The organism is Mycoplana sp. MJR14 (genome assembly GCF_029210525.1).
Taxonomy (GTDB): domain Bacteria; phylum Pseudomonadota; class Alphaproteobacteria; order Rhizobiales; family Rhizobiaceae; genus Mycoplana.
On record NZ_JARGEO010000015.1, the window covers coordinates 25,275 to 38,240 of the forward strand.

Sequence of the window (12,966 nt, forward strand, 5' to 3'; positions counted from 1 at the left end):
TTTCAAAGCCAGGCTGGAAATGCCGCAATCGGCACAGCGGATATTGCCCTTGCCATGCGAGGACGATAAACACCGTGCCACCGTCTTACAGGAGCCTCGAGGATGAGCCTTTCTTCCAACACCGAAGCATTCTTCTCCCGCTCGCTTGCCGATACCGATCCGGACATCTTCGGCGCGATCCAGAAGGAACTCGGCCGCCAGCGCCATGAGATCGAACTGATCGCGTCAGAGAACATCGTCTCGCGCGCCGTGCTCGAGGCCCAGGGCTCGATCATGACCAACAAGTACGCCGAGGGCTATCCGGGCAAGCGCTACTACGGCGGCTGCCAGTATGTCGACATCGCCGAGGAACTGGCGATCGAGCGTGCCAAGACGCTGTTCGGCGTCAACTTCGCCAACGTCCAGCCGAACTCCGGCTCGCAGATGAACCAGGCGGTGTTCCTGGCGCTGCTGCAGCCCGGCGACACCTTCATGGGCCTCGACCTCAACTCGGGCGGCCACCTGACGCACGGTTCGCCGGTCAACATGTCCGGCAAGTGGTTCAACGTCGTCTCCTACGGCGTGCGCGAGGGCGACAACCTGCTCGACATGGAAGACGTGGCGCGCAAGGCCGAGCAGCACAAGCCGAAGCTGATCATCGCCGGCGGCACCGCCTATTCGCGCATCTGGGACTGGAAGCGCTTCCGCGAGATCGCCGATTCGGTCGGCGCCTACCTGATGGTCGACATGGCCCATATCGCCGGCCTCGTCGCCGGCGGCCAGCATCCCTCGCCGTTCCCGCATTGCCACGTCGCCACCACCACGACCCACAAGTCGCTGCGCGGCCCGCGCGGCGGCGTCGTGCTGACCAATGACGAGGACATCGCCAAGAAGATCAACTCGGCCGTCTTCCCGGGCCTGCAGGGCGGCCCGCTGATGCACATCATCGCCGCCAAGGCGGTGGCCTTCGGCGAGGCGCTGAAGCCCGAGTTCAAGGACTACGCCGCCCAGATCGTCAAGAACGCCAAGGCGCTGGCCGAGACGCTGATCGCCGGCGGCCTCGACATCGTCTCCGGCGGCACCGACAACCACCTGATGCTGGTCGACCTGCGCAAGAAGAATGCCACCGGCAAGCGCGCCGAGGCAGCGCTCGGTCGCGGCTACATCACCTGCAACAAGAACGGCATCCCCTTCGACCCCGAGAAGCCCTTCGTCACCTCCGGCATCCGCCTCGGCACGCCGGCCGGCACCACCCGCGGCTTCAAGGAGGCCGAGTTCAAGGAGATCGGCAACCTGATCGTCGAGGTCCTGGATGGCCTGAAGGTCGCCAACTCCGACGAGGGCAACGCCACCGTCGAGGCAGCGGTCCGGGAGAAGGTGGTCAAGCTGACCGACCGCTTCCCCATGTATCCCTACATGTAAGGACGAGCATGCGCTGCCCCTATTGCGCCTCGGAAGATACCCAGGTGAAGGATTCCCGTCCTGCAGAGGACGGGGCCGCCATCCGGCGTCGCCGCATCTGCCCGGATTGCGGCGGCCGCTTCACCACCTTCGAGCGGGTGCAGCTGCGCGAGCTGATGGTGCTGAAGAAGACGGGCAGGAAGGCCCCCTTCGAGCGCGAGAAGCTGATGAAGTCGTTCGAGATCGCGTTGCGCAAGCGCCCGGTCGACCGCGACCGGATCGAGCGCGCGGTCTCGGGCATCGTCCGCAGGCTGGAGAGCTCGGGCGAGACCGAGATTTCCTCCGAGCAGATCGGCCTGCAGGTTCTGGAGGCGCTGAAGGCGCTGGATGACGTGGCCTTCGTCCGCTACGCCTCCGTCTACCGCGACTTCTCCCACGTCGACGACTTCGAAAAGACACTATCCGAGGTCGCCGCCAAGATCGCGCGCGACCCCGGAGACGAGGGCTGAGCATGACGGATGCGGCGGAAGACCAGCGCTTCATGGCCGCCGCGATCCGGCTGAGCCTGCGCAATCTCGGCCGCACCGGCACCAATCCCTCCGTCGGCTGCCTGCTGGTGAAGGACGGCACCGTGCTCGCCACAGGCGTCACCGACGTCGGCGGCCGCCCGCATGCCGAGCGCATCGCGCTTGCGGCGGCAGGCGAGGGGGCGCGCGGCGCCACCGCCTATGTGAGCCTCGAACCCTGCTCCCATCACGGCCGGACGCCGCCCTGCGCCGATGCGCTGATCGAGGCCGGCGTCGCGCGGATCGTCGTATCCGTCACCGATCCCGATGAGCGCGTCTCCGGCAGGGGGCTTGCGATGCTTCAGGCGGCCGGCATCGCCGTTCGGACCGGCGTCCTGGAGGTCGAGGGCCGCCGGGCGCTTGCCGCCTATCTCACGCGCCAGGTCAAGAAACGCCCGCATGTCACGCTCAAGCTTGCCGTTTCGCCCGATGGCATGATCGGCCGGCTCGGCGCCGGGCAGGTGGCCATCACCGGCCCCGTGGCGCGCGGCCAGGTCCAGGTCCTGCGCGCCCAGAGCGATGCCATCCTGGTCGGCATCGGCACGGCCAGGGCGGACGATCCGGAACTGACCTGCCGCCTGCCGGGCCTTGCGGACCGCTCCCCGATCCGCATCGTCCTCGATCACGACCTGAGGCTGCCGCCCTACGGCAAGCTGGCGCTTTCGGCGCGCGCGGTGCCGGTGATCGCGGTGGCGGCGGAGCCGCCGCGGTTCGACGATGTCACCGACAAGGCGTTTCTCGCCCGGCGTTCGGTGCTGGACGAGGCCGGCGTCGAGGTGCTGCAGTGCGACCCGCGCAAGCTGCACGTGCTCCTGCAGGGGCTGGCATCGCGCGACATCTCCTCCCTTCTCGTCGAGGGCGGCGCCACCGTTGCCGCGAGCTTCCTCGAAGCGGGCCTGGTCGATCGCATTCATCTCTACCGGGGTGCGGTGCCGGTTGGCGAAGGCGGGGTCCGATCCCCACTTGTACCGGGAGTGGCGCCTGCCGGCTTTTCGCTGGTGCGCAGTCTGGCGCTCGGTCCCGACCATTTCGAAGAATACGAGAGAGATTTGTCATGTTCACTGGAATCGTAACGGATGTCGGCACCGTCGAGCGCGTCGAACCGATGAACGAGGGCGTCCGGCTGCGCGTCGGAACCGCCTATGACCCCGCGACGATCGACATGGGCGCCTCCATCTCCCATGCCGGCACCTGCCTGACGGTGACGGCGCTTCCCGAGCCGGGCTCGAACGAACGCTGGTACGAGGTCGAGGCCTGGGAGGAGGCGCTGCGGCTGACCACGATCGGAAGCTGGACGGCCGGCAGCCGCATCAACCTCGAGCGCTCGCTGAAGATCGGCGACGAGCTGGGCGGCCACCTCGTCTCCGGCCATGTCGACGGCAAGGCGGAGATCCTGTCCGTCGAGGCCGAGGGCGATGCCACCCGCTACACGCTGCGCGCCCCCGCCGGCCTCGAACGCTTCGTCGCGCCGAAGGGCTCGGTCGCGCTCGACGGTACCTCGCTGACGGTCAACAGCGTCGACGGCGACGTCTTCGACGTCCTGCTGATCCGGCACACGCTGGAGGTGACGACATGGGGCGAGCGCCGGGTCGGCGACTTCGTCAACTTCGAGGCCGACACCATGGCCCGCTATGCCGCCCGACTTGCCGAGTTTCCGGCCGCCCGGACGAGCTAGATCGTTCGTTCGAGGTCTGGAGCCCGCTCCCGGCTATCACCTTCGCTCTACCCCTGCCTCCCAAAGGCGTATCCCTACCTCCTCCGCTGCAACCGGCTTCGCCGTAGTTGGGGCGGGGGGCATGCGGGACGCATGTTCCTTAACATCCCTGATTGCGGCAGGATGTGCTGTGTACGGTAGCGGATCGTGAGAGGCAGGGAGATTACTATGTCTACAAGTCGTAAGCGGGGCTCCGGCCTGAACAGGACGCGGCGCAACTTCCTCGGCGCCGCAGCGGCGGCAGGGGCAAAGGTCGCGGCCATCGGCGTTCTGGCATCCGGCATCCTTCCCGGCAGCGCGCTCGCCCATCGCGGACGCAATGGCAAGCCGGGCTGGGGACCGCGCTGTTTCCTGCGCGGCACGGCGATTGCGACCCCGAAAGGCGAAGTCCTCATCGAAAACCTTCGTGTCGGCGATCGTGTGACGACGGTGACCGGCAAGAGCATGCCCGTTCGCTGGATCGGCCGGCAGACCTTCAAGCGCACCGGCGCCGCATGGACGCGCGACGTGATGCCGGTCCGCATCGCCCGCGGCGCGCTCGCAGACGGTGTCCCGACGAGGGATCTGTATCTGTCGCCCTACCACCACCTGCATGTGGACGGCGTGCTGATGCAGGCCAAGGACCTGGCCAACGGCCGTTCGATCGCTCCGGCAATGCCGAAGGGGCAGGATACGGCCGACTATTTCCACATCCTGCTGGACAGCCACGAGGTCGTGCTCGCCGAGGGCGCGCCGGTCGAGACCTTCCGCATCGAGGCCGCGAACTACGAGATCTTCTCGAACTTCGCCGAAGTGACGAGGATCATGCCGGATGCGGCCACGCTCACCATGGCGTCCTTCGCCCCGGTCGTTCACCAGCGCGGCCGCGATCATCTCCAGGCGCTGCTTCGTTCGGTGGTGATGCCGTTCGCCAAGGTCGACGACCCGATCGGCGATGCGCATGAGCGGCTGGCCGAGCGCGCCAGGACACTCGCCTGAACCGATAGAGGGCTCCCTCGGCGGGAGCCAGTCCGACCCCGAGAACAGCCGCGGACCGCGGCTGTTCATGCGTTTGCGGCTGGCGAAGCGTCCGTCCTACGCCTCGTCCGCCCCCGGCTCGCCCTCCCAATAGTCGACGGCGGTCTCCGTCCGTCCGATGTAGCGGAAATCCGCAGGCCCGCCGGCCACCGTCCGGGTCTTGGCGAGAAACTTGCCGGAATCCGGATACTCGCAGATCTCCGTCGCCGCCATGGTCGAGATCGACAGGTATTTCAGCGGCACGTCGCCGGTATTGATCAGATGATGCGCCGTATCCGGCCCGCCGGCCGGCGCGCCGAGCACGTCTCCGGGGCCGACCTCGTGGCGGGCACTGCCGAAGCGGTAGGTGCCGGTGCCCTCCAGGATGATGAACAGCTCTTCCTCCACGTGGTGGTTGTGGAACGGACAGCCGGACTTGCCGGGCGGCACCTCGCTGTAGCCGATCCCGAGGTCCTTCAGTCCTAGCAGCCTGCCGAACGCGATGTCGCGCGATTCGTAGAGGCTGCCCTTCGTCCAGTGATCGAGCGTCGCCCGGCCCGGGTTGACGATCGGTTTCGGTGTCTTGGCCATGCCTGTTTCCTCCGGTGGGGGCTGTGATGCCTTCGCCCCGAAATCCGCGATCGCGATCGGCGCGTCGGCCTGGATCGCGACGGCGCCACAATGCGCACGGATTGCGCGATTTGCACAGATATGTGCGAATTTCCTTGCCATCGCCCGTCCGGCATGGTTTGACCGCGCCTCTGCCGCGACGATGCGCGCGCCACTCTTCCAACGTTTCGGGTGACCCATGGCAAATGCTGAAAACCCACATCTCCTCATCGTCGAGGCGCGCTTCTACGACGACATGTCCGACGCCCTGCTCGACGGCGCCAAGGCGGCGCTCGATGCGGCCGGCGCGACCTACGACGTGGTGACCGTTCCGGGCGCGCTCGAGATCCCGGGCGCGATCTCCATGGCGCTCGACGGCATGGACTACGGCGGCACGGAATATGACGGCTTCGTGGCGCTGGGCATGGTCATCCGCGGCGAGACCTACCATTTCGACATCGTTGCCAACGAGTCCTGCCGTGCCATCATGGACCTGACCGTCAGCGAGAGCCTGCCGATCGGCAACGGCATCCTCACGGTCGAGAACGACGAGCAGGCCTGGGCGCGCGCCCGCCGCTCGGAGGGCGACAAGGGCGGCTTTGCCGCGCGCGCGGCCCTGAAGATGATCGAACTGAAGAAGAAACTGGGCGGCGTATCGTGACCAAGGACAAATCGGACCAGCCGGTAAGACAGGCAAACCAGCGCGGGGCTGCCCGCCTGGCCGCCGTTCAGGCGCTCTACCAGATGGACATCAGCGGCGCGGGCGTCCTCGAGATCGTCGCCGAATTCGAGGCGCATCGCCTCGGCCAGGAGATCGACGGCGAGACCTATCTGAAGGCGGACCCCGCCTGGTTCCGCTCGATCGTCTCCGGCGTCGTGCGCGACCAGCGCAAGCTCGATCCCCTGATCGGCGGCGCGCTGCAGGACGACTGGGCGCTGTCGCGGCTGGATGCCACCGTGCGCGCCATCCTGCGCGCCGGCGTCTTCGAAATCCTCGAGCGCAAGGACGTGCCCGTCGCCGTGATCGTCACCGAATATGTCGAGATCGCCAAGGCGTTCTTCGAGGACGACGAACCGAAGCTCGTCAACGCGGTTCTGGACCGCATTGCCAAGCAGGTCCGCGGCGAACGCAAGGCATAGGAGCCCGCGATGACGGTGGCGGTGGAAGGACTGGAGCGTGAACTATCCGCAGCGCGCCGCAACGTCTTCCTGCTGGCCGCGGCCCAGGCGATCCTCGCCTCGTCCGGGCCGATCGTCTTTTCCGTGGGCGGCCTTGCCGGCTACCAGATGCTCGGCGACGACAAGTCGCTCGCAACCGCCCCCCTGACCGGCTTCAACATCGGCGTGGCGCTCGGCGCGATGCTCGTTGCGATCCTCGCGCGCGCCCTCGGCCGCGCCAACGGTTTCATCGCCGGCGCCCTGCTGGGAGCCTCCGGCGGCCTGCTCGCGGCGATCGCGCTGTTCCGCTCCGATTTCTGGCTGATGGCCGCCGGCTTCCTGATGATCGGTATTTCCGCCGGCTTCACCCAGAAGATCCGCTTTGCCGCGGCCGATGCCTCGCCGTCGTTCTACAAGCCGCGCGCGATTTCCTGGATCCTCGCCGGCGGCGTCGTCTCCGCCGTTCTCGGTCCGCAACTCGTGATCTTCACCAAGGACCTGTTCGAGCCGGTGCTGTTTGCCGGCGCCTTCGTGGCGCTGGTGCCGTTGTCGCTGGCGGCGATCGTGCTGTTTCTGATGCTGCGGCTGCCGGCGATGTCGGCATCGCGGGCAGGGCATGCCGAAGCCGTTCGCCCGCTCGCCGAGATCGTGCTCACCCAGCGATTCCTGACCGGCATGGTCTGCGGCATCGCCACCTATGCGCTGATGACCTTCATGATGACCGGCGCGCCGCTCGCCATGGTGATCGGCTGCGGCTTCTCGCCGGAACTCGCCACCCTCGGCATCCAGTGGCACGTGCTCGCCATGTTCGCGCCGAGCTTCTTCACCGGCATGCTGATCAACCGCTTCGGCAGCGAGAAGGTGGTCGCGGCCGGCCTACTGATCCTGATGGCCTGTGCGGCGATCGCCCATATGGGCATCGCGCTCTGGAATTTCTGGGGCGCGCTGATCCTGCTCGGCATCGGCTGGAATTTCGGCTTCATCGGCTCCACCACGATCGTCGCCTCCAGCTATCGCCCGCATGAGGCCGACAAGGTCCAGGGCTTCCACGACATCGTGCTGTTCGGCACCGTCGCGCTCGCCTCCTTCTCCTCCGGCAAGGTCTTCAACGCCTACGGCTGGCAGACCATCAACCTCGTCTTCTGGCCGGTGACGGGCGTCAGCCTGCTCCTCGTTCTGATGCTGCTCTACCGCGCCCGGCCGCACGCCCGCTGATCCGAAGCGTTCAGGAGGATAAGCCACGCCGATCAATGTGATCTGGCGGCTGCGTCTTGACGCGGGCGATTCGCACTTGCACTCTGCCCCCTGTCGTCAACCGCCCGTTTTGTGAGGAGGCAAGCGGGCCGCTGGCGTTTTTTATGGCCGCAGCGCTGGGACCTGCGGCTTCACAGGAGGAAATAGCGAAATGGCCATATTGTTGGGCGTTATCGCATGCGGGTTGCTCTCGGTGGTCTATGCCATCTGGGCGACGCGGTCGGTGCTTGCCGCCGATCAGGGGAACGCCCGCATGCAGGAAATTGCAGGCTATATCCGGGAGGGGGCGCAGGCCTATCTCACCCGCCAGTACAAGACCATCGCATTCGTCGGCGTCGTCGTGTTCATCGCCGCCTGGCTTCTTCTGTCGTCCACCGCCGCGGTCGGCTTCCTGATCGGCGCGGTGCTTTCCGGTGCGGCCGGCTTCATCGGCATGCACGTCTCCGTCCGTGCCAACGTCCGCACGGCGCAGGCGTCGTCGGTCAGCCTTGCGGCCGGCCTCGAGATCGCCTTCAAGTCCGGCGCGATCACCGGCATGCTGGTCGCCGGCCTCGCCCTTCTCGGCGTGTCGATCTACTACTACTACCTGACGGCGGTCCTCGGCCATGATCCGGCCTCCCGCGAGGTCATCGATTCGCTCGTGGCGCTCGGCTTCGGCGCCTCGCTCATCTCCATCTTCGCCCGTCTCGGCGGCGGCATCTTCACCAAGGGTGCGGACGTCGGCGGCGACCTCGTCGGCAAGGTCGAGGCCGGCATTCCCGAGGACGACCCGCGCAACCCGGCGACCATCGCCGACAACGTCGGCGACAATGTCGGCGACTGCGCCGGCATGGCGGCCGACCTGTTCGAGACCTATGCGGTCTCCGTCGTGGCGACCATGGTGCTGGCGGCGATCTTCTTTGCCGGCACGCCGGTGCTGGCGGCGGCGATGACCTATCCGCTGGCGATCTGCGCGGCCTGCGTCATCACCTCGATCATCGGCACCTTCTTCGTCAAGCTCGGCACCAAGAGCTCGATCATGGGCGCGCTCTACAAGGGGCTGATCGCCACCGGCCTGCTGTCGATCCTCGGCCTTGCGGCGGCGACCTCGCTGACGATCGGCTGGGGCTCGATCGGCATGGGCGGCGGCGTCGACGTCACGGGTGCGAACCTGTTCGTCTGCGGCCTGCTCGGCCTCGTCGTCACCGCCCTGATCGTGGTCATCACCGAGTACTACACCGGCACCAACAAGCGCCCGGTCAACTCGATCGCCCAGGCGTCCGTCACCGGCCACGGCACCAACGTCATCCAGGGCCTCGCCGTCTCGCTGGAATCGACCGCGCTGCCGGCGATCGTCATCGTCGGCGGCATCATCGCCACCTACCAGCTCGCCGGCCTGTTCGGCACCGGCATCGCGGTTACCGCCATGCTCGGCCTCGCCGGCATGATCGTGGCGCTCGACGCCTTCGGCCCGGTGACCGACAATGCAGGCGGGATCGCCGAGATGTCGCACCTGCCGCCGGAGGTGCGCAAGTCGACGGATGCGCTCGATGCGGTCGGCAACACCACCAAGGCCGTCACCAAGGGCTACGCGATCGGTTCGGCCGGCCTCGGCGCGCTGGTGCTGTTCGCCGCCTATTCGAACGACCTGGCCTACTTCGCCGCCAATGCGGACCGCTACCCGTACTTTGCCGGGATCGGCGAGATCTCCTTCGACCTCTCCAACCCCTACGTGGTGGCGGGTCTGATCTTCGGCGGGCTCATCCCCTATCTCTTCGGCGGCATCGCCATGACCGCCGTCGGCCGCGCCGCCGGCTCGATCGTCGAGGAGGTGCGCAAGCAGTTCAAGGAGAAGCCCGGCATCATGCAGGGCACGGACAAGCCGAACTACGGCCGCGCCGTCGACCTTCTGACGAAGGCGGCGATCCGCGAGATGATCGTGCCCTCGCTCCTGCCGGTGCTGGCGCCGCTCGTCGTCTATTTCGGCGTGCTCCTGATCTCCGGTTCCAAGGCCTCGGCCTTCGCGGCGCTCGGCGCCTCGCTGCTCGGCGTCATCGTCAACGGCCTGTTCGTGGCGATCTCGATGACGTCCGGGGGCGGGGCCTGGGACAACGCCAAGAAGAGCTTCGAGGACGGCTTCGTCGACAAGGACGGCCACCGCCACATGAAGGGCTCGGAGGCGCACAAGGCCTCCGTCACCGGCGACACGGTCGGCGACCCCTACAAGGACACGGCTGGCCCCGCGGTGAACCCGGCGATCAAGATCACCAACATCGTGGCGCTGCTGCTCCTGGCGGTCCTCGCCTGAGCGAACGGCGAGCCGTGAACGAAAAAGGCCGCGGAGCGCAAGCTTCGCGGCCTTTCTGCATGCGGTGGTGACGCCGTTACTGCGGCTGGCTGAGCGCGTTGCGGATCGCCGTGTTCGGGTCCGCGCCGCCCTTCAGCAGCTGGCCGAGGAAGGTCTGCTCGACGCCGCCGGTCGGCGTGGTGCGCGAGATCATGTCGAACGGCACGCCGTCCTTCATCGTGTAGTTCGCCAGGCGATCGACATTGCCGTCCTTGTTGAAGTAGACGGCCAGGATGCTCTGCTCGATCAGCTTCGGCTTCATGAAGGCGACCGGGCGCGACCGCTTCTGCGAGATGTAGTAGAACACCTCCGTATCGAAGGTCGCCGTCGTGGAGGGCGTGCCGAGCGACAACAGCACCTGCTCGCGCGACGAGCCGACCGGGGCAAGCGCGAGCGTCTGCTCGTCGACCACATAGCCCTGGTTCAGGATCTCGCCTGTCTGGCAGCCGGCAAGCACGGTGGAGGAAAGGATCAGGGCAATGGTGGTGCTGCGGAGCAAATTCATGTCAGTCCCAAAATAGCGTCTCTTCAACGACAATCCCCTTGAGGCTAAGATGGCCCTCAAGCCATTGCAATTCGTGGATGCTTCGGTAAACCAGCTTCGGCTGTCATGCAACACGACACTGGCAGCGCTCGCTTCTTCAATCAGCCAAAACTGGGCGTTATGATGATTTTTGGCCTGCTCAGGAAAAAAAACGCGAACCAGCGCATCGTCGAGCGCCAGTACGCCCACCTGACGGCGGCTGCCCGGCAGCCTTACCTCTATGAAGCGCTCGGCGTTCCCGACACGGTGATGGGGCGGCTGGAAATGCTGTCGGCGGTGATGATTCTCTATTTCCGCCGCACCCGCGCCTCGGCCACCTCCGGCCAGGAGATCGCCCAGCAGATCGTCGACGCCTTCTTCCAGGACATCGATCACTCGATCCGCGAGCTCGGCATCAGCGACGTCGGCGTGCCCAAGCGGATGAAGAAGCTCGCCGGCCGCTTCTACGGGCGGCTGGAGGCCTATGCGGCGGCGCTCGATGGCGGCGACGAGGCGGCCCTTGCGCAGGCGCTGAAACGCAATATCTATCCGGAGGAAGGCGAGGGCGGCGCCGACATGCACGATCTCGCCCGCTATCTCTTTGCCGCCGAAACGCATCTGACGGCATTGGATGAAGCCGTCATCGAAACCGGGGAGGCAAGGCTGCCTCCGGCAGGTGGCGCCGTCTGAGACGGGACGCCGGCTGAGGAAAAAGACCATGAAGAAGAGCGAAGACCAACCCTTCTCCTATCCCGTCAAGGTGGGGCACATCTCGGCCAACCCGGTGACGGTGAAGATCGCCGCCGATGCTGCGGAATGCCGCCTGCTGGCCGGCCAGTGGGATGTCTTGGAGGTCAAGGGCTTTGCGGCCGAGTTCGAGATCCGGCGCTGGAAGAAGGACGGCGTCAGGCTGAAGGGCAGGGTCGCGACCGAGATCGTGCAGACCTGCGTCGTCACCCTGGAGCCGGTCGCATCGACGATCGACGAGCCGATCGACGCGATCTTCGTGCCGGAGGGCTCCAAGCTGGCGCGTGCGCCGCTGAGCGACACCGGCGAGATGCTGCTCGACCCGGACGGGCCCGACAGCCCCGAGATCTTCCACGGCGACACGATCGACGTCGGCGCCGTCGCCGCCGAATATGCGGCCATGGCCATCGATCCCTATCCGCGCAAGGACGGGGCGGCCTTTTCCGCGCATGTGGAGAGCACGGAGGCCGATGATGCAAAACCGTCGCCGTTTGCCGCTTTAAAGGATTGGAAAAAGAGCTGAATGGGCTTTCGGCCCTAAGACAATTCAGTTGTCACCCGGATGAAAAGCGGTATTTTGACCGAAAATTCCGCCCCCGGGGCTGGAGAACAAGGACTGGACTCGCGTGGTCAGAATTTCTGTCGATGTCATGGGTGGCGATTACGGCCCGCAGGTCGTCATCCCTGGCATAGCCAAGGCGCTCGAACGTCACCCCGACATTCGTTTCTGCCTGTTCGGCATCGCTTCCCAATGCCTGCCGCTGCTTGAAAGCTATCCGAAGCTGAAGGACGCAAGCACCTTCACCGATTGCGAAGTCGCGATCGCGATGGACGAGAAGCCGAGCCAGGCGCTGCGCCGCGGCCGCAACAAGTCCTCGATGTGGATGGCGCTCGACGCGGTCGCGAAGGGGGACGCCGACGTCGCCGTCTCCGCCGGCAACACCGGCGCGCTGATGGCGATGGCGAAGTTCTGCCTGCGCATGATGGCCGATATCGAACGGCCGGCGATCGCCGGCATCTGGCCGACGCTGAAGGGCGAGAGCATCGTGCTCGACATCGGCGCCACGATCGGGGCCGACGCCAACCAGCTGTTCGACTTCGCGCTGATGGGCGGGGCGATGGCGCGCGCGCTGTTCGAGATCGAGCGCCCGACGCTCGGCCTGCTGAACGTCGGCGTCGAGGAGATCAAGGGCCAGGAAGAGGTCAAGGCCGCCGGCCAGCTGATCCGCGAGGCCAATTTTGACACGATCGACTATTATGGCTTCGTCGAAGGCGACGACATCGGCCGCGGCACGGTCGATGTGGTCGTCACCGAAGGCTTTGCCGGCAACATCGCGCTGAAGGCGGCCGAAGGCACGGCGCGGCAGATCGCAGAATACCTGCGCGCCGCGATGTCCAGGACCTGGATGGCCAAGCTCGGCTACATCCTCGCCAAGAGCGCCTTCGACCGCGTGCGCGAGAAGATGGATCCGCGCAAGGTCAACGGCGGCGTGTTCCTCGGCCTGAACGGCATCGTCATCAAGAGCCATGGCGGCACCGACGCCGAGGGCTTCGCGGCGGCGGTCGACGTCGGGTATGACATGGCCCGCAACGGGCTGAAGGAAAAGATAGAAGAAGACCTCAAGAGATATCATGCAGACAGACCCGTCGAAGGCGCGGCCGGCAGCATGAGCGACGGGATATAGGAATTAAG

Annotated in this window: 14 protein-coding genes; 12 read left to right on the top strand and 2 right to left on the bottom strand. The window is 66.3% G+C overall.

All coding sequences use genetic code 11. The features are described 5' to 3' along the window. The first annotated feature begins 102 nt into the window (after positions 1-102). From glyA to P0086_RS23525, 5 genes are all read left to right on the top strand, one after another. Positions 103-1,401, top strand: coding sequence for a serine hydroxymethyltransferase (gene glyA, locus P0086_RS23505; protein WP_112597677.1), 1,299 nt, complete (start codon positions 103-105; stop codon positions 1,399-1,401). A gap of 8 nt (positions 1,402-1,409) precedes the next feature. Further along, the gene (nrdR, locus tag P0086_RS23510; RefSeq protein ID WP_112597679.1) at positions 1,410-1,889 is read left to right on the top strand and encodes a transcriptional regulator NrdR; all 480 of its coding nucleotides are present in this window, start codon (positions 1,410-1,412) and stop codon (positions 1,887-1,889) included. 2 nt (positions 1,890-1,891) lie between these two features. Next, positions 1,892-3,019: a bifunctional diaminohydroxyphosphoribosylaminopyrimidine deaminase/5-amino-6-(5-phosphoribosylamino)uracil reductase RibD gene (ribD, locus tag P0086_RS23515; RefSeq protein WP_275790465.1), complete on the top strand. Its 1,128-nt coding sequence runs from the start codon at positions 1,892-1,894 to the stop codon at positions 3,017-3,019. Then, entirely contained in the window at positions 3,001-3,621 is a 621-nt protein-coding gene (locus P0086_RS23520) for a riboflavin synthase (RefSeq protein WP_112607954.1), read from the top strand. Before ribD ends, P0086_RS23520 begins: the two co-directional genes overlap by 19 nt. 207 nt (positions 3,622-3,828) lie before the next feature. After that, on the top strand, positions 3,829-4,638 hold the full coding sequence (locus P0086_RS23525) for a Hint domain-containing protein (RefSeq protein WP_275790468.1): 810 nt from the start codon (positions 3,829-3,831) through the stop codon (positions 4,636-4,638). A 96-nt stretch (positions 4,639-4,734) separates the two neighbouring features. On the opposite strand, the gene P0086_RS23530 is transcribed toward P0086_RS23525, so the two are convergent. Then, on the bottom strand, positions 4,735-5,247 hold the full coding sequence (locus P0086_RS23530; RefSeq protein ID WP_148655396.1) for a cupin domain-containing protein: 513 nt from the start codon (positions 5,245-5,247) through the stop codon (positions 4,735-4,737). Positions 5,248-5,464: 217 nt separating this feature from the next. Here P0086_RS23530 and ribH point away from each other — a divergent pair, with 217 nt between their 5' ends. From ribH to P0086_RS23550, 4 genes are all read left to right on the top strand, one after another. Beyond that, positions 5,465-5,926 carry a 6,7-dimethyl-8-ribityllumazine synthase gene (gene ribH / locus P0086_RS23535; protein ID WP_112597689.1) on the top strand — a complete coding sequence of 154 codons (462 nt, stop codon included), beginning with the start codon at positions 5,465-5,467 and terminating at the stop codon, positions 5,924-5,926. Beyond that, a complete protein-coding gene (gene nusB / locus P0086_RS23540) occupies positions 5,923-6,405 on the top strand; it encodes a transcription antitermination factor NusB (RefSeq protein ID WP_112597691.1) in 483 nt (160 codons plus the stop codon). Before ribH ends, nusB begins: the two co-directional genes overlap by 4 nt. A 9-nt stretch (positions 6,406-6,414) precedes the next feature. Then, complete coding sequence (locus P0086_RS23545) at positions 6,415-7,638, top strand: MFS transporter (protein WP_275790473.1); 1,224 nt, start codon at positions 6,415-6,417, stop codon at positions 7,636-7,638. 190 nt (positions 7,639-7,828) lie between these two features. Beyond that, the gene (locus P0086_RS23550) at positions 7,829-9,964 is read left to right on the top strand and encodes a sodium-translocating pyrophosphatase (RefSeq protein WP_112597695.1); all 2,136 of its coding nucleotides are present in this window, start codon (positions 7,829-7,831) and stop codon (positions 9,962-9,964) included. 76 nt (positions 9,965-10,040) lie between these two features. Here P0086_RS23550 and P0086_RS23555 read toward each other — a convergent pair whose 3' ends face one another. Beyond that, a complete protein-coding gene (locus P0086_RS23555) occupies positions 10,041-10,508 on the bottom strand; it encodes an outer membrane protein assembly factor BamE (protein WP_112597697.1) in 468 nt (155 codons plus the stop codon). 105 nt (positions 10,509-10,613) lie between these two features. On the opposite strand from P0086_RS23555, the gene P0086_RS23560 reads away from it, so the two are divergent. The 3 genes from P0086_RS23560 to plsX all read left to right on the top strand — a co-directional run bounded on the left by P0086_RS23560 (position 10,614) and on the right by plsX (position 12,958). Next, positions 10,614-11,216, top strand: a complete 603-nt coding sequence (locus P0086_RS23560; RefSeq protein WP_275790477.1) for a ubiquinol-cytochrome C chaperone family protein — start codon at positions 10,614-10,616, stop codon at positions 11,214-11,216. 28 nt (positions 11,217-11,244) lie between these two features. Then, a complete protein-coding gene (locus P0086_RS23565) occupies positions 11,245-11,796 on the top strand; it encodes a YceD family protein (RefSeq protein ID WP_148189776.1) in 552 nt (183 codons plus the stop codon). A 103-nt stretch (positions 11,797-11,899) separates the two neighbouring features. After that, positions 11,900-12,958 (top strand): phosphate acyltransferase PlsX, encoded by a 1,059-nt coding sequence (gene plsX / locus P0086_RS23570; RefSeq protein WP_112597703.1) that lies wholly within the window; start codon positions 11,900-11,902, stop codon positions 12,956-12,958. Positions 12,959-12,966: the final 8 nt, after the last annotated feature.